Genomic DNA, 17658 nt, shown 5'->3' with positions numbered 1-17658 from the left:
AGTTAAGAACCGGTCGCTCACTCAAAGCTGACAGGAATTTGAATTACTTCAAAAACCTGACTTACTTTTGTGTGAGACTCTTGATACTTTTGCTTATCTCGCCAGATCAAAAAGATCACGGCGAGGAGCTAGATCGAATCAAGCGCCCACACTTATCGGCTGTAAATTTTTAAAGAACAATTTCGTCTCAATCGCTTCGTTTTCGTTCGCAGCGATCAGCGAAGGAGGCGAATTATGGAGGTCATTCGGAATCACGTCAAGCGATTCTGCGAAATAATTTTATTCCCGCCGAAAACGGCTCCCGCCTCAAAAATTGGGGGGCGGAGACGGCGGCCCGCAGTACGGCTTCGAATCGCCCACCCAATCGCCCCAAAAGCAACCGCGCCAAAGCAATCGCCTCAAAGCCTGAACTGCGCGACGCAACCAACAAGATTGTCGGCCTGCTGTTTCAGGCTCCCGGCTGCGGCAGCGCTTTCTTCGACAAGCGCCGCATTCTGCTGCGTGGCCTGATCCATCTGATTGACGGCTTCGCCGACTTGCCCGACGCCGGCGCTTTGCTCCGCGCTCGCGTGGCTGATCTCGGCCACGAGCACGCTCAGACGCTGAATGGCCTCGACGACCTGCGTCATTGTCGCGCCCGCTTCGTCGACGAGCGTGCTGCCTTGATCGACCCGATCCACGCTGGATGCGATCAAGGCACGAATCTCCTGCGCAGCCTGTGCGCTGCGCTTTGCAAGCGAACGCACTTCCGTCGCGACGACAGCAAACCCTCGCCCCTGCTCACCCGCGCGCGCCGCTTCCACGGCCGCGTTCAACGCGAGAATATTGGTTTGCGCCGCGATGTCGTTGACGATGCCGATAATCTCGCCAATCTTCCGCGAGCCCTCGTTGATGCCCTTCATCGTCTCGACGACGGCGCCCACGATGCTCCCGCCCTGCACGGCTATCGACGATGCCCCCGTCGCCAGCTCGCTGGCTTCGAGCGCATTCGCGGCATTCTGCTTCACCGTGGCGCTCAACTGCTCCATCGATGCCGCGGTTTCCTGGAGCGCGCTCGCCTGCTCCTCCGTGCGCTGACTCAACCAGGTGTTGCCGGACGCGATCTGTGCCGAGCCGGTCGCAATGGCGTCGCTGCTCGTACGGACCTGTTCGACGATCCCCGCGAGCGCCCCCGTCATCGCGCGCATCGCGGCCATGAGACTGTCGTTGTCACCCGGGCGCAAATGAAAATCGACGTTGAGATTGCCTTGGGATATCTGGCGCGCGGCCTCGCACGCGTCGTCGGGTTCGCCGCCCAGCTTGCGCGTAATCGCCCGCGAGAATTTCAGCGCGGCGGCCATACCGGCGAGCACGATGATCGCCATGACACCCACGCTCTCGATCATGGCGCGCTTTTGCTTCGCCTTCGCCATGTCCACAGCAGCGGCGGTCTGCACGACGATGGCTTCGCCCGATTCGCGCAGCGTGATCGCGGAATCGCGATCGAGGCCATCGATCGCGCGGTCGCCGACCGCGATATCGAAGCCCGATGCTTCGAATTCTTCCAGCGCCGCACGAAACGCTACGCCCATCTGCTGATGCAACGCGTTGAAGCGTTCGATCTTTGCGCGCGCATCTCCGGGCGGCAATTCTCGCGCAAGCTTTTCCGTAATGGCCTGCGCCGTCTGCTCGTATTTCTGGAACGCGCCCCAGTACTTTTCGAAGTGCGCGGGGTCTTTTCCTCGCACCAGAATATCTTTTCCGTTCTGTATCTGATTCTTGAATGCGACTAGCGCCTCGTCGACAGCACGCGCCTGTGCATCGTCCACCAGAACGAGCCGCTCATAGGTGTCCGCGGCACGGTTCATCTGCAACACGCCAAACAGCCCTGCCCCCGAAGCAACCAGCAACGCCGCGCCCAACGCCAACGGTAGTTGATGGACAAGTTTCATGTATCACCTTGTAATAGCCCCCTTTTCCAGGGGGATTGTCATCACCGTCGACTTCGTTAGAGCCCCTTGGCCGTGAGCAGCGCATCGAGGCGCGGATAGACACGGCGTGCGTTGCCTTCGAAAATCGCGTGACGGTCGGCGTCGCTCAGTGCTTCGCAGGCGTCGACGTAGCGCTTGGTGTCGTCGAAATACTCACCGGTATTCGGATCGCGGCCGCGCACGGCGCCGATCATTTCCGAACCGAACAGCACGTTGCTCGTCGGCACGACCTTGGTCAGCAATTCCACGCCCGGGTGGTGATAGACGCAGGTGTCGAAGAAAATATTGTTCAGCAGTCCTTCCAGCGGACGATCCATCATTTCCAGCGACATGCCGCGATAACGGCCCCAGTGATAAGGCACCGCGCCGCCGCCGTGCGGAATCACGAGACGCAGCGTCGGGAAGTCCTTGAACACGTTACCTTGCAGAAGCTGCATGAACACCGAGGTATCGGCATTCAGATAATGTGCGCCCGTGCCGTGATGGCAGGCGTTGCACGACGCGGCCACGTGGATCATCGCAGGCACGTCGAGATCGCAGAGCGCTTCGTAGAGCGGATACCACTCGCGATCCGTCATCGGCTTGCCGGTCCAGTAACCGCCGCTCGGATCGGGATTCAGGTTACAGCCGACGAAGCCCATTTCCTCGACGCAGCGGCGCAGTTCGGCCACGGAATTCTTCGGCGGCGCGAGCGGTGATTGCGGCAGCTGGCAGACCGGCACGAAGTTGTCGGAATAGATATCGCACACACGGCGCACGAGATTGTTCGACACTTCGGCCCATTCGAGGCTCGTGCGCTCGTTGCCGAGGTGATGGCTCATCAGGCCGGCGATCGGCGAGAACAGCGTGAGGTCGCCGCCGCGTTCTTTTTGCAGGCGCAGCTGGCCGTTGCCGACGCCTTCGCGGATCTCGTCGTCGCTCACATGCGCGCCCGAGAGTGCCGGTGCGTTGGCCGGATCGTTGGCGGCGGCGATCTGCTTCGCGCGCCAGTCGCGGAACGAAGCGGGAACGGTCGTGAAGTGACCGTGGCAATCGATGATCATGTTTTCTTCCGTGCGAATTTCAGAGCGCTGTTCGAGCGCGAGGATCGACGAACAGCGCGTTCATGCTCAAGCGGCGCGATATCGCAGCCTTGTCGAGAGCGTCGTACATCGGCCTGGTGAATGAAGCCAAGGACCGGCTAACCGTTTGACAACGCCACGGCTCGCGCGCTTGCCGCCTCCGTCCCCAGCCGCACAGCGACCTCCTCCAGACACGACAGCATGCGCCGCGCGCCCGGCGTCAAGCCGCGATTGCGATTCCACAACACGCCAGCCGGACGCAGCAGACGCGGCAGCCTCAACGGAAGCGTGTGAAGCGGCTGCGCCGTGTCGCTGCCCGGCGTTCCCGCCATCACGGCGATGAAGTCGGATATTTGCAGCTGGACGCGTGCAACGTGCACCGAAAGCGTTTCGATATAGTTGTTCGTCAGCGGCACGTCATGCGCTTCGAGCGCGCGTTCCAGAGGATCGCGCAGTATCGAACCGGGCGGCGGCAATATCCACGGAAAGGGACGCAGATCCGACCAGGCCAGTTGCTTCTTGCGCGCGAGCGGGTGGTGGCGGCCCGTCATCAGCGTCACGGGCTCCTCGATCAGTTCCTTCTCTTCGAAACTGCCGAGCGTATCGGGCGGCGGCAAGCGGCCCACCACGAGATCGAGATGGCCTTGCCAGAGTTCGGGAAGCAGCAACGCCGTCGTTCCTTCCGTCACCATCACGTTGGTGCCCGGCGAGCGCTGCTTGAGCAGGCTCAGCGCCTGCGGCAGCAAGACCGAGGCAGAGGCAGGCAACATGCCGATATGGATCTTGCCTTCGGTGCCGGAACTCAGCGCCTTCAGCTCGTCACGGGTCTGATCGAGGTTGGTCAGCAGTTCCCGCGCGTGGCGAATGAGGCAATCGCCATACTGCGTGGGCACGAGCGCCCGCGCCGTGCGATCAAACAGCGTGAGGCCGAGGCCTCGTTCGAGTTCCGCCAGCGACTTGGAGACGGCGGGCACGGTGACGTTCGTGACGTCGGCGACCTGGGTCAGATTGCGGTAGGTGTCGATTGCCACGAGCAGGCGCAGATGCCGCGCCTTCAAGTTGGTCTGCAGGTACGAGTCGAGAGCGGACACGTTATGTACCTTTGCGATTTCACCAGGACGTTAAAACGAAGTACGCGGCCTTATACGGCTCGATACGGTCAAATCGCTTCTTCGTCATGCCCTTTCCTTTCCATTGTCGATATCAACTCGCGCCGGTCCGATCACCCTGACCAGACCGGCGACTCCCGGCCACCGCAGCAACCGTCACGACGATTGCCGATGGCCGCCTTCACCCGGTAGCGCGATCAGAAGTGAATTTCCGCCACGAACATCGGGACGGACGTCTGCGTCGTGCCCGGCTGCTCGGAAGACGGCGTGCCGTACATGTTGTGCCAGTACTCATAGCCGAGACCCATGTATGCCGTGCGCGGATGACCGGCGAATGAGCCGACGTCAGCCAGCAGATAGGCACGCGTCAGGAATTCCGTTGTCGTATTGACGCCGGCACCATCTTTGCCCTTCGGACCGGTGACGCTTGCGAAACCCTTGAAAACCAGCGGAACGGGACCCACACGGAAGTTATAGAGCCACGACGTCTCGAAGTGCACCGCAGGGTTGAAATGCACTTCCACATTCGTGATGCCGTCGTGATTGCTCTCGGTGCGAACGCCGAGCGTCATGTTCCAGAAGCCGTTGGGTATGGCGAAGTCGATGCTCGGCCCAACCACCAGCATGCGAGCCCGCTCTCCATAAGCATCGTTCTTGACGCCGAATTCATAGCCAACGGTCAGCCCGAAGTCGCGCATGACGCCATACGAAAACGATCTGCCGAAAATCTTGCCTGCGCTGAACGAGACGCGGCCGACGCTATAGACCTCCTGCGCGCCGCCCGAGCCCGGCGTCGGATAACCGTACGCGTTGGTCGGCCCCGCTTCGGGGTTCGCCATGCTGGAGACGAGGTAGTCCACGTTGAACGCATAGCTGCCGTACTTGAAGCCGCCCGTGGTCGTCAGAAAGCCGATGTTCTGCGTGATCTTCGCCGGCGCGCCCGACGCCGTGCGCACACCGGGGTAGTAAAAGTTCGTGCCCACGCGATAGCCGATATACGTGTCGTTCCACGAAGTCGGCGGCGTGTAGAGCCCCGGCGGCGGCGAGAGCGGCGCCGTCACCGTGCTGGCCTGCGAGAGCGTCATGGGCGCGGCGCTGGAGGCTGCGCTGTCCGTCTGTGCTACCTGGGTTCCACTCGCTGCGACCGACGAGGCATCCTCAGCATGGGCTACACCCGCAACTGCCACGCAGCCGACAAAGGCAACACCTAACAACGGCATGCGGGTAGCGTTTGATTTTTTCATGTCTCCTTCCATATTTGTCGATATGCAAGACTCGGTCGATTTTCGACTCGATTTTTCGTGCCACCGGCAACGGCTTTCGTGAATGTGTATCGGGTGAAGCCCGTTGCGGTGCAGTGCAATTTAAGCGATACCAGCGTGGTTGCCTTTACACAAAAGTGATTTTCGCTGGCACTTTTCGGCGATAACGGGTGCGTATTCGGGTAAGTCTCGACACGCAATCAGGTCAAATTCATCGCTCATCCGATTGCAGCCTCGAATTAATCAGGATGCCGATACGATTGGATCGGAACGGAAAATAAAAAAGGCACCGCGCCCGGGCGCGGTGCCTTTGCCGTTTAAACCGTTGGAGCGACGTTACTGCTTCGGAATATAGAGCGGCATCGAGTCTTCCCAAACGGTGTCGGTAATCGCGTGACGATTGCTTCCGTCCGCATTCATCACCCAGTTCTGGCCGTCGGGCTGGAAGGTGTCGTCGTAAAGCGAGAGCTCGTCACGGAAGCCATATTCGCCCGAGCTGTACGCAATGCGGCCGTCCCAGGTCCAGGTCGCGTGGGCCTGATTCGAACCCGGCGGCGTCACGCGCTGAACGTCGGAGCCATCCGGGTGAATCGTGTACACGTCGTAGTGGAACTTGTTCGGATCGTTCGGGTTGATCTCCTTACGCGTAAACACGATCCTCGTACCGTCCGGCGACCAGCCCGGCAGATTGTCCGGCTCGGTGGTCAGCACCGTGGTCTTGTGCGTTTCGAGGTCGAGGACCCGCAGACCGTTGTCCGTATCGCTCCACACGCGGTAGACGATGCGCGTGCCGTCCGGCGAATAGCTCGGGAAGCCCGCGTTCTCCTTGCCGTCGGTCAGGATCTCCGGCTTGCCATTCATGCTGCCATCGGCCTTGATACGCATGATGCGGCCCGGCATGTGGTTTCGCGTGAAGAACCAGCCGCCCACGCCGAAGGCCACCCATTGCTTGTCCGGCGACCACGTCGGCTGGAACGCGCCGGCCAGGCCCATTTTGATCAGCTTCGGATCGAGGCCGCTGGTCGCCGGATCATAGATATGGCGAGCATCGCTGAAGTCGGTATTCGCGACCACGATCGACGAGCCGACCGCCTTCTCCGTGTACACCAGCGATTTGCCGTCGCGCGAAAGCTGTGGGAAGACATCGACGAAACGGTAATTCCATTGCGGATCGAAGCTGTAAAGCGGCGTGCCGTTCGGGTGGAACGGCTTGCCGTACACCACTTTCTCGTAGACGACCTTCTTGCCGTCAGCCGAGTAATGCGGCGAGCGGATGCCGGTTTCCGCCGTCGAGCGCGATTGACCGCTCGACGTATAGAGGCCTTCCTGCGAGCCGTTCTTGATGTGCCAGGCGACGTCGCTTGCGCCGACGTACTGCGGGAACACCTTGAAACCCGGCGAGTTCGTCAGTTCCTGGCGCGCGCCCGTCGCCACATCGACTTGCACAATCTGGGTGTCGACCTTGCCGATGGCTTCGGGCCGGTGAGCGCCCCAGGTCGATTCGACGGACGTTTCGTAGAACACGACGTGCTTGCCGTCCGGCGACCACGACGGCGAACCTTCGGTAAAACCCGCATGCGACGCGATCTGCTTGAAGCCCGTGCCGTCGGGATGGACTTCGTAGATGCTGGTTTCCTGGGTGCGCTCCCAGCCGACCGGCAGGTTATGGCCTCGCCAGTCGCTGCCGATATCCGACGACAGCGCGATCCACTTGCCATCCGGCGACCACGAAGGACGGAAGAAACTGTGCGGCTTTTCCGGGTCGAACTTGATATCGCCGGTCACGTTATGCAGCGCACCGGTCTTGATGTTGAGCGTCCAGATATTCGTGGTGCCCCACGTATCCTTGCCGCGACGCGTGGACACAAACGCGATGACATTCGGATCGGCCGGGTTGTAAACCGCAGCGTCGCTCACGCCGGTCCAGTCGGTCAGCCGTTGCAGGCCCGTGCCGTCAGCACGCACGCGATAGAGGCTGGCATGGCCGAGCCCGTCGCGCTCGGAGGTGAAGACGATCCATTTGCCGTCGGGCGAAAAGGCACCGTGATAATCGAAACCATCGGACTGAATCAGTCGATGTTCGTCGCTGCCGTCGGCATTGGCGACGTAGAGTTCCGAGGTCGTCGGGCCAATACGGTAAAGCAGCAAGTCACCTTTGGTCGCTGTCGCGGCGTCCGCTCCGTTGAGGAACGCGGCAGCGGCAGCAAAGGTCAGGCACGTCAGGATTTTCGTTTTGATCTGAGGCGTAGAACGCACAGTACTAGTCTCCATTTTTATCAGCGTCACAGCAAAGCGCAAACCGCCAGGCTGGTAGGAAGATAGGGCCAAGGCGCGGTGTTGTCCCTATACAAATCGCAGATTCGCTGGCACTTTTTTGGTGAACGGATCGGCATGGCGTGGCCGGCGGCGCGACTGGCGAGGTCGCAGGTGCGGGCGATGCGAGGTCCGCAGAGCGCTTGCGTTGGCGCGAAGCATGCTGATGGCGGGGCGCGCGCGGGGACGTATCGCGGGCGTGCAAAGCGAACGTGCGCGAGCTAGCTTTCAGTAAGAAATTGGACTTATGCGCTTCCCGGTCTTCGCCACCGGCCAAAAAACCTGGCACGAAATGGAAAGAATCGGCACTTGATTGCTTCCGACGATAAAGATTGATGGCTCCCGGACCAAAGCAGCGTCACATTACTACAAGCCAATGCTGATCGACGCTCCGCCGCGTTACCGCGGCAAACAAGGTCGTCGTCGAGTGGTGGGTCGGCATCGTCTGTCCTGCGCAAGACTCGCCAGCACGGCGACCCTGGCAAGCAATTGGCGCAGCCCATACTTTCGCGTATAGTTTTCGACAACTTGACCATTACCGGTTCAGCTTAAGAGGTTGTCGGCCTATCCATGATCGACTCCTCTGCGCTCGTCGAAGGCGTGATGCTCGGCGCCAGTCTTTTTGCCTCGGTGGGTCCGAAAGACACATTCGTCGTCAAGATTTCCATTCCCAGTGCCTATCCCCTGCTCATCGCCTGCGTTTGTGCAGGCAGTGACGCATTGTTGATCGCGGCCGGCGCCAGTGGTCTCGCGGCCGCGGTGTCGCACAGCCCACGCATCCTCGCCATCTCGCTGCTTGGCGGAATCCTTTATCTCGCGTGCAATGGACTGATCGCCTTGCGCTCGGCGATTCGCAGAAAGCATGCCGATGAGATTAAAGCCGCGGTGAGTCAGCCGCTCCTTCAAACGCTGCTTGCCACGGCGGCTGTTTCTCTGCTCAATCCTTACGCCTGGATCGATACGGTTTTGGTATTCGGTTCAATCGTCGCGAGCCGGCCAGCCGACGCGCGTCTGTCGCTCACAGCGGGTGCCGTGCTGGCATCGCTCATGTGGTTTTTATTGCTGACATATGGCGCGCGATTCTGCCGGTCATTCTTTTCGCGCGCCATCGCCTGGCGGATGCTGGACGGGTTCGCTGCGGTGATGATGATCACTTTGGCGATTCATTTGGCCATATCGAATTTTTGAATCGGGATCGGCGACGCATAGCAGATGGACGCCCTATAAATCGACGCACCGTTTCGATGGGGTTCGCGCATCCAATGAGCGCTTATCGGATTGACCCAATGAAATTGAATTAGCAATGGTTAGCCATCCTGCCAATTAGAGCGGCAACGCCAGCAACCAGCACGGAAATGGGGTGATTCATCGACCCATGCAATCTCATCCACGGAGCGGCCCGCAATTGCCCGGTCCGGTCGCCGATATGAACGTTTGCACGCGCGTCGTCTGCCAGGGCGGCGAGACTACGCGCGCGTGAACTTGCGCCCGCCAATATTTTTATTCTGCGCAGCGGAAATCAACAACGCCAACTCCTGAAACCTTCCCAAGTGGAGTTTCTGCCGCGGCGGACGATTATGCCTTGCAGTCACTGCGCGCTTCGAACGCTCAAATACCTTTATTCCGCTTCCCTTCGCCACGAATCCAGCAATAGCCGTGTTTGCGCACTGACGATCGTTTTCACGAATTCCGCGTTTTCCCCATCGAGATCCGCCCACCCGAGCATCGACAGCGTCGATTCACGCGCGACATGAAACGCGAAGAATTGCCCCCAGATGCTGATCATTCGAACGATGGTGATCGGATCGTTTTCCGCGCGACCCGTAATGCGCGCAACGAGTGCGGCATTGACCTTGTTCATCGGCGAACGCAAGCGATCCCGCAGGATTTGCGAGCCGATTTCCGGCTCTCCGCCGCCCTGCTCGCGCGCGAAAAAGAGCCGCCGGTCGGTCTCGCGCCCCTTCTTGAACATCAGATCGGCAATGGAGCATTGAAGCGTCACGAAAGAATCGATCAGCGCGTCCTGAGTCGCGCCCTCATCGTCCAGCGTGCGTTGAGCCGCCAGCAGCGCGGGTTCGAGCACCTGAAGCGCTTCGTCCGCGATCGACTCCGCGCAAGCCCGGTACACCCCTTCCTTGTTCTCGAAGTAGTACTGCAGCGCGGGTGCGTTGACGCCGGCAAGCGCCGCGATATCGCGCGTCGACGCGCCCGCGAATCCATGTTGCCCAAACAAGGAGATAGCGGCGTCGATGAGCTTTCGGCGGGTTTCTTCGCCGCGCGCATAGCCACCTTCGGTCGAGTGGCGGGGCTTTCGGGATTCAGTCATAGCGGTGGGGAGCTTTCATAACTTGCAAAATATAACACTTGACAGAAATTTACCGACTGGAATAATTCGTCCACTCGGAATAATTTAAGGTTTTCAAACCATGTCGACGACTGCAGGGGCGCCGGTGCGCGATAGCCAGGACACAACACCCACCGCGCCCGCGCGGAGCGCCAAACGGGGCTCGAAGCGCGGCATCGCGATCGGGGCCGCGCTGGTCGCGCTCGCCGGTGCAGCAGGCTGGGCGGGCCACTGGTGGCTCGTCGGGCGCTTCATCGAGAGCACCGACGACGCCTATCTCCAGGCCGATAGCGTGACGATCGCCCCCAAGGTGAGCGGCTATATCACCGATGTTTTCGTGGCGGACAACCAGGCCGTCAAGGCTGGCGACCCGCTCGTGCGCCTCGATACGCGCCAGTACCAGGCCGCGCTCGAACAGGCCAGCGCCACGGTCGATGCGCGTAACGCCGATATCGAACACGCCGACGCACAGCTCGCGCAACAGCGCGCGAACATCGCTCAGGCGGTGGCCCAGGAGGAAGTCGCACGCGTCAGCCTGCGCCATGCTGAGGACGAAGTCGCGCGCTACACGCCGCTCGCGGCCTCGGGCGCTGAAACGGCCGAGAAGCTTTCAGAGCTTAAAAGCTCGCGCGATCAGGCGCAGGCGACGCTCGCCGCCGATCATGCGGCCGTCGAATCGGCACGCTCGCAGGTCGGCGCGCTGACGGCCCAGCTCGGCCAGGCACGCGCCCAGCTCGAAGCGGCCAAGGCGAGCGCCGCGCAATCCCAGCTCGATCTCGACCATACGGTCGTCAAGAGTTCCATTAGCGGCCGCGTCGGCGACCGCACGGTGCGCGTGGGCCAGTTCGTGCAGCCGGGCACGCGGATGCTCTCGGTCGTGCCCGTCCAGGACACGTATCTGACCGCCAACTTCAAGGAAACGCAGATCGGGCGCATGCGCATCGGTCAGCCGGTCGATATCTCCGTCGACGCGCTCCCCGGGCACAAGCTCCACGGCGTCGTGGACAGCTTCTCGCCGGGCACGGGCTCGCAGTTCGCGCTGCTGCCGGCGGAGAACGCCACGGGCAACTTCACGAAAATCGTCCAGCGCGTGCCGGTGCGCATCCGCGTGGAAACCGGGCCGCAAACGCGCAAGGTGCTGCTGCCCGGCATGTCGGTGACCGCCGAGGTCGATACGCGCTCCTCGCGCGACGACGAACGACGCATCGACGTCGAGAATCATCGTGAGTAATGTGAGCAACGCCGCCGCCGGCATGAGCGGCCGCGCCGTGAGCGCCCCGCCCGCGCAGGGCGAACGCGCGAGCGCCTCCGACTGGATCGCCGTCGCCGCGGGCGCGCTCGGCGCGCTGATCGCCACGCTCGATATTTCGATCACGAACTCGGCGCTGCCGCAGATTCAGGGCGAAATCGGCGCAACCGGCACCGAGGGCACGTGGATTTCCACGGGCTATCTGATGTCCGAGATCGTCATGATTCCGCTCGCCGCGTGGCTCACGCGCGTGTTCGGCCTGCGCAATTTCCTGCTCGCCAACGCGACGCTGTTCATCGGCTTTTCGATGATGTGCGGCTGGTCGGGCTCGCTCGCCATCATGATCGCCGGGCGCATCGGCCAGGGTTTCACGGGCGGCGCCATGATCCCGACCGCGCAGACCATCATTCGCACCCGGCTACCGGCTTCGCAGCTGCCCATCGGCATGACGATGTTCGGCCTGACCGCGCTGCTCGGGCCGCTGCTCGGCCCGGTGGTCGGCGGCTGGCTCGCGGAAAACATCAGCTGGAGCTGGTGCTTCTTCGTCAATCTGCCCGTGTGTCTCGCGCTGATCACCCTGCTGCTTTACGGCCTGGGCCCCGATCGTCCGCATTGGGACGCCTTTTTGAAGGCCGACTGGATCGGCATCATGGGACTCGCGATCGGCCTCAGTTCGCTGACCGTGGTGCTCGAAGAAGGACAACGCGAGCGCTGGTTCGAATCGCAGATGATCGTGACGCTCACCCTCGTCTCGCTGTTCGGGATGCTGCTGATCGGCATCTCGCAGTTCGTCGCCAAAAAGCCCATCCTGCGTCTTTCGCTGATGCGTAACCTGCCCTTCGCCAGCGTCAACGTGATCGTCTTCATGGTCGGCGCGGGCCTCTACGGCATTTCGTATCTGCTGCCGCAGTTCCTGAGCCAGGTGTCCGGCTACAACGCCGAGCAATCGGGCATGGTCATGCTGCTTTCCGGCATCCCCGCGATGTTGACGATGCCCTTGCTGCCGCGTCTGCTCGGCAAGTTCGATATCCGTATGCTCGTCGTCACGGGTCTGCTCTTTTTCGCGTGGAGCTGCATGCTCGACACCACGCTCACGGCGCAGAGCGTCGGCCACGATTTCACGTGGTCGCAGCTGTTGCGCGGCGTGGGGCAGATTCTCTCGATGATGCCGCTCAATCAGGCGGCGATGGCCGCGGTCTCGCGCGAAGAATCGGGCGACGCGGCGGGCATCTACAACATGGCGCGCAATCTCGGCGGCTCGGTGGGTCTGGCCATTATCGGCACGCTGATCGACCGGCGCGAAACCTTCCATACGGCCGTGCTCCGCGAGGCCGTCACGAGCAATTCGATCACCGGGCAAACGCATATCGCCGCGAGCGCGGCGAGTTTCTTCGCGCAGACGGGCGACCTGGCCTACGCCAACATGCAGGCGCTCGGGCAACTGGCTGCGCAGATCCAGACCCAGTCGATCGTCATCACCTATTCGGAAACGTTCTGGGTGCTCGGTGTCGCCCTGCTCGTGTGTATTCCCCTGGCCTTTCTGCTCAAGAATCCGCGCCCTGGCGCCGCTCCCGCAGACGGTCATTGAAGCCAACAGAATCGAACATGATGACAAGCTATTCCCTCCGCCCGCGTGCCGCCGCGCTTGCAGCCCCATTTGCAGCCGCACTTGCCGCCAGCCTGCTGGCTGCCTGCACAGTGGGCCCGGACTACCACGGCGCGCCGTCCGTCGCGCCCGACGCGGCCAGCGCCGGCACCTTCGTGCGCGCCCCCGCGAACGGCATCATCGCCACCGCGCCCGCGCCGAACCAATGGTGGCTGGCGCTCGGCGACCCGCAACTGAACACGCTGATCGCAGCCGCGTTCGCGCACAACCCCGATCTGCGCGCGGCCCAGGCGCGGCTGCGCGAATCGCGCGCGCAATTGCAGCAGCAGCGCGCGGCTGAAATGCCCAAAGTGAGCGCCGACGCCGCCGCGATCCGCATGCGCGAGCCCGATATCAGCGCGTTCTCGTCGTCCGGTTCCAGCGCGAGTTCGTCGGGACGCGGCCCGGTCTCGTTCTACACGGCCGGCTTCGATGCCTCGTGGGAGATCGATCTGTTCGGCGGCACGCGCCGCGCGATCGAAGCCGCGGATACGCAGTCCCAGGCCGTCAATGCCGACCTCGCCGATGCGCAAGTCTCGCTGGCCGCCGAGGTTGCGCAGGCCTACATCGATTTGCGCGATCAGCAGCAGCGCCTGATCATCGCGCAACGCACCGCCGAGTTGCAGCAGCAGAGTCTCACGCTCACGGAGCAGCGCCGCGCGGGCGGCACGGCCGCCGAAGTCGATGTCGAACGCCTGACGACCCAGGTCGAAAATACCCGCTCGACCATTACACCGCTCGCGGCGCAGGTCGACATCTCGCTCGATCAGCTTGCGGTGCTCACGGGCAAAGCGCCCGGCGCACTCGACGCCGAACTCGCACAACCGGGCGCCTTGCCCGCGCTGCCGGGCACCGTCGCCATCGGCGATCCGGCCAAAATGCTCGCGCAGCGCCCGGACATTCGTGCCGCCGAGCGTCGTCTCGCGTCGAGCAACGCGCAGATTGGCGAGCATATCGCCGACTTCTTCCCGAAGATCACGCTCTACGGCGATCTGAGCTATTCGGCCGCCGATCCGGGCCACCTGTTCCGCCAGTCCAACGCGACGTGGGTCGGCGCGCCCTATCTCTCGTGGAACCTGCTCGATTTCGGACGCACGCTGGGCGCGGTGCACGGCGCCGAAGCCTCGCGCGACGAAGCCATCGCGAAGTACGAAAAGACGGTGCTCGGCGCGCTTCAGGACGCCAACGACGGACTCTCGCGTTTCGGCTACCAGCGCGAGCATCTGGCGACGCTGGAGAAGGTGCAGAAGTCCGCGCTGCGCTCGGCGGATCTGACGCGCCAGCGGTATCGCGCGGGCACGGTCAGCCTCGTCGATCTGCTCGATACGCAACGTGCCGAGTTTTCGGCGCAGCAGGACGTGATCGCCGGGCAGGCGGAACTGCTCAAGGATTACGTCTCGCTGCAGAAGAGTCTGGGGCTGGGCTGGCAAGGGCAGCAAGAGCCGCAAGCGCAGCAACAGCCGCAACCGGCACAACCGCAGCAGCCACAGGCATAATCGCCGGCCATCGGACGAAAACCGTCGCGTCGATCACGGCAAGCGTGATCGACGCGTCCACCGTGTTCGCGACCTGATGGCCGAACCGCCCGCGCAAATCCGCATGGCGCGCCCGAAGCAAGACGCGGCCAATCCTCGCGGCCGCCACACCTGCCTTTGCCTTACGTAGTCCCGGATGCCCTACTCCAAACTTGTCGCCTGTCGCCACTGTGACGCGCTCTACCGCAAGCCCCGCCTGCTACGACGGCAGTCCGCGCGTTGCTCGCGTTGCGGCACCGCGCTCTACCGCGAAAACGCGGCGCAGCTCGACCGCATCTGCGCGATCACCGTCGCGGCGCTCGTGACCTTCATCATCGCGCAGTCGTTCCCGATCATCGAACTCGACGCCAACGGCATCACTTCGCAGTCGAGCCTGCTCGGCGCGCTCGTGGTCCTGTGGCGCGAGGGCATGCAGTCCGTCGCGTCGATGGTGTTCTGCGCGACCTTCCTGTTCCCGCTGATCGAGATGGTGGCGCTGCTCTACGTCCTGCTTCCCTTGCGTCAGGGCATCGTCGCGCCTGGCTTCAAGCTCGTGATGAAGGCGCTGCGCTTCGTGCGGCCGTGGGGCATGCTCGAAGTCTTCATGGTCGGGATACTCGTCACGATCGTCAAACTGGTGAGCATCGCGCGCGTCATTCCCGAAACGGCCCTGTTCGCGTTCGCCGCGCTGACGCTGATGCTGGCCGTCGTCGCGGCGTTCGATCCGCGCGGGCTCTGGGATCTCGTCGATGCGTTGCGTGCGCGCACGGCGGACGGCTCATCGTCGGCCGACATTCCGGGCACGCCATCGCAACACCATCAGCACCATCAGCACCGCCCGCGCGTCGATGCAGGCGAGCCGAGCCACATTACCGCGCGGGAAGCGGGCCTCGACTGCTGCCACGTATGCGGGCAACTGGAGCCGCAGCAGCCTCATGCACACAATCGGCGCTGCACGCGCTGCGATGCGCCCATGCACACGCGACGCCCCGATGCGCTGCGGCGCACATGGGCGCTGTTGAGCGCGGCGGCGATTCTCTATATCCCCGCGAACGTCCTGCCGATCATGAACACGGCGACGCTCGCACACGATCGCGGCGACACGATCCTGAGCGGCATCGTCCACTTCTGGCTGACGGGCGAATGGCTGATCGCCACCGTCGTCTTCGTCGCCAGCATCATGGTGCCGATGCTCAAGCTCTCGGCACTCGCGCTGCTCGCGTTGACCTCGCAGCGCCGCTCGCAATGGCGCTCGGCGGAACGCACCACGCTCTATCGCATCGTTGAATTCATCGGGCGCTGGTCGATGCTCGACATCTTCGTCATCGCGCTCACCGTTTCGCTGGTGCGCTTTGGCTCGTTCGGCGTCGTCACCGCCGGCCCAGGCGCGATCGCGTTTGGTTCCGTCGTGATCCTGACGATGTTGGCGGCGATGCAATTCGACCCGCGGCTCATCTGGGATCCGGTTCCCGGCGCCACGCAGCGACCCACGCAGCGACCCATGCAAGACACAAAGGAATACACAAAGGAACACGCGAATGACTAGTCCGAAAGGAACCAACGGAACACACCGGCCTTCCGGCGACGCAGATACGCCCGATGCAAACGACCCGGACATCGTCGAGCCGAAACGCTGGCTGCCGTCGCTGATCTGGATCGTGCCGCTGATCGCGGCGCTGATCGGCGTCGGCCTCGTGGCGAAGTCGGTCGCCGCGCGCGGCCCCACCATCACGATCAGTTTCCTGAGCGCCGAAGGGCTCGAACCCGGCAAGACCAAGGTCAAGTACAAGAACGTCGATATCGGCTCGGTGCGCACGGTGAAGCTCTCGCCGAACCTCTCGCACGTGCTCGCGACGGTGGAGCTGACGAAGGACGCCGAGAACTTCGCGCGCAAGGACAGCCGTTTCTGGGTGGTGCGTCCGCGTGTGGGCGCGGGCGGCGTGTCGGGTCTCGGGACCCTGCTCTCGGGCGCGTACATCGGCGCCGACGCCGGCCGCTCGGACGAAACCGATCACGACTTCACAGGGCTGGAGACGCCGCCTGCCGTGACCATCGACGAGAAAGGCCATCAATACGCGCTGCATAGCAAGGACCTGGGCTCGCTCGACATCGGCACGCCGATCTTTTATCGCCGCATGCAGGTCGGTCAGGTGATCGATTATTCGCTCGACAAGGACGGCTCGGGCGTGACCGTGCAGGTGTTCGTGCGCGCGCCCTACGACCAGTACGTGGGCGCCAACACGCGCTGGTGGCATGCGAGCGGCGTGAACGTGCAGCTCGATTCGAGCGGCTTCAAGGTCAACACGCAGTCGCTCGCGACCGTCATGGCGGGCGGTCTCGCCTTCGAGACGCCGCCGGGCCAGTCGGCCGGCACGCAGGCACCGACCAACGCCGCGTTCACGCTCGCCTCCGACGAGAGCGAAGCGATGCACGAACCCGATGGCACGCCCGTGCGCGTGGTGATGAATTTCAACCAGTCGCTGCGTGGGCTGTCGGTGGGCGCGGCCGTGGATTTCCGCGGCATCGTGCTCGGACAGGTGACCGACATCGGCATCGACTACGACGCGAAGAACGGCAATTTCACCATGCCGGTGACCATGAATCTGTATCCGCTGCGCCTCGTGCGCCGCACGCGCGGCAGCCCGACGCCGCCGCCGGATTCGCCGCAGAGCCGCGCGCTGATCGAGCGCCTCGTGCAGCACGGCCTGCGCGGACAGTTGCGCAACGGCAATCTGCTGACGGGGCAGCTTTATATCGCGCTCGACATGTTCCCGAAGGCGGCGCCCGCCAAGGCCGATCTCGACCACGATCCGATGCAACTGCCGACGGTGCCGAATTCGCTCGACGAACTCCAGCAACAGGTCGCCGACATCACGAAGAAACTCAATCAGATTCCGTTCGACAAGATCGGCAACAACCTGAATGAGTCGCTCAAGAGCGCGAACCAGATGTTCGGTCAGGTCAACAACCAGCTTCTGCCGCAGATGCAGGGCACGCTCGCCGAAGCGCAGAAGACCTTCAGCGCCGCGCAGGCCACGCTGCAACAGGATTCGCCGATGCAATCGGACGTGCACCAGGCGCTGCAGGAACTGACGCGCACGCTGCAATCGCTCAACGCGCTTTCGGATTATCTGGAGCGCCATCCCGAATCGCTGCTGCGCGGCAAATCAGGAGACCAGCCATGACGTTTC

General features: G+C 62.8%; 12 protein-coding genes. 6 read left to right on the top strand and 6 right to left on the bottom strand.

The window, feature by feature from the left end:
• Positions 1-398: 398 nt before the first annotated feature.
• The 5 genes from U4Y88_RS17960 to U4Y88_RS17940 all read right to left on the bottom strand — a co-directional run bounded on the left by U4Y88_RS17960 (position 399) and on the right by U4Y88_RS17940 (position 7550).
• Positions 399-1901 (bottom strand): methyl-accepting chemotaxis protein, encoded by a 1503-nt coding sequence (locus tag U4Y88_RS17960; protein ID WP_321785466.1) that lies wholly within the window; start codon positions 1899-1901, stop codon positions 399-401.
• Between the two features lie 86 nt (positions 1902-1987).
• The gene (locus U4Y88_RS17955) at positions 1988-3013 is read right to left on the bottom strand and encodes an amidohydrolase family protein (RefSeq protein ID WP_321785464.1); all 1026 of its coding nucleotides are present in this window, start codon (positions 3011-3013) and stop codon (positions 1988-1990) included.
• A gap of 137 nt (positions 3014-3150) precedes the next feature.
• Positions 3151-4122 (bottom strand): LysR substrate-binding domain-containing protein, encoded by a 972-nt coding sequence (locus U4Y88_RS17950; protein WP_310634294.1) that lies wholly within the window; start codon positions 4120-4122, stop codon positions 3151-3153.
• A gap of 215 nt (positions 4123-4337) precedes the next feature.
• Positions 4338-5225: a hypothetical protein gene (locus U4Y88_RS17945; protein WP_310634293.1), complete on the bottom strand. Its 888-nt coding sequence runs from the start codon at positions 5223-5225 to the stop codon at positions 4338-4340.
• Positions 5226-5738: 513 nt separating this feature from the next.
• Positions 5739-7550: a hypothetical protein gene (locus U4Y88_RS17940; protein ID WP_321785462.1), complete on the bottom strand. Its 1812-nt coding sequence runs from the start codon at positions 7548-7550 to the stop codon at positions 5739-5741.
• 735 nt (positions 7551-8285) lie between these two features.
• Between U4Y88_RS17940 and U4Y88_RS17935 the strand changes: the two genes are divergently transcribed.
• Positions 8286-8903 (top strand): LysE/ArgO family amino acid transporter, encoded by a 618-nt coding sequence (locus tag U4Y88_RS17935; protein ID WP_321785460.1) that lies wholly within the window; start codon positions 8286-8288, stop codon positions 8901-8903.
• A 430-nt stretch (positions 8904-9333) separates the two neighbouring features.
• Here U4Y88_RS17935 and U4Y88_RS17930 read toward each other — a convergent pair whose 3' ends face one another.
• Positions 9334-10041 carry a CerR family C-terminal domain-containing protein gene (locus U4Y88_RS17930; protein ID WP_321785458.1) on the bottom strand — a complete coding sequence of 236 codons (708 nt, stop codon included), beginning with the start codon at positions 10039-10041 and terminating at the stop codon, positions 9334-9336.
• A 100-nt stretch (positions 10042-10141) separates the two neighbouring features.
• Here U4Y88_RS17930 and U4Y88_RS17925 point away from each other — a divergent pair, with 100 nt between their 5' ends.
• The 5 genes from U4Y88_RS17925 to U4Y88_RS17905 all read left to right on the top strand — a co-directional run bounded on the left by U4Y88_RS17925 (position 10142) and on the right by U4Y88_RS17905 (position 17652).
• Positions 10142-11290 (top strand): HlyD family secretion protein, encoded by a 1149-nt coding sequence (locus U4Y88_RS17925; protein WP_321785456.1) that lies wholly within the window; start codon positions 10142-10144, stop codon positions 11288-11290.
• A 22-nt stretch (positions 11291-11312) separates the two neighbouring features.
• On the top strand, positions 11313-12896 hold the full coding sequence (locus U4Y88_RS17920; RefSeq protein ID WP_321785503.1) for an MDR family MFS transporter: 1584 nt from the start codon (positions 11313-11315) through the stop codon (positions 12894-12896).
• A 20-nt stretch (positions 12897-12916) separates the two neighbouring features.
• The gene (locus U4Y88_RS17915) at positions 12917-14449 is read left to right on the top strand and encodes an efflux transporter outer membrane subunit (RefSeq protein ID WP_321785501.1); all 1533 of its coding nucleotides are present in this window, start codon (positions 12917-12919) and stop codon (positions 14447-14449) included.
• Between the two features lie 175 nt (positions 14450-14624).
• Complete coding sequence (locus U4Y88_RS17910) at positions 14625-16013, top strand: paraquat-inducible protein A (protein WP_321785454.1); 1389 nt, start codon at positions 14625-14627, stop codon at positions 16011-16013.
• Positions 16006-17652: an intermembrane transport protein PqiB gene (locus tag U4Y88_RS17905; RefSeq protein WP_224017174.1), complete on the top strand. Its 1647-nt coding sequence runs from the start codon at positions 16006-16008 to the stop codon at positions 17650-17652. Before U4Y88_RS17910 ends, U4Y88_RS17905 begins: the two co-directional genes overlap by 8 nt.
• Positions 17653-17658: the final 6 nt, after the last annotated feature.

The organism is Paraburkholderia sp. J94 (assembly GCF_905220285.1).
GTDB classification, from domain to species: domain Bacteria; phylum Pseudomonadota; class Gammaproteobacteria; order Burkholderiales; family Burkholderiaceae; genus Paraburkholderia; species Paraburkholderia tropica_A.
This window is presented reverse-complemented; position numbering and strand designations above follow the sequence as displayed.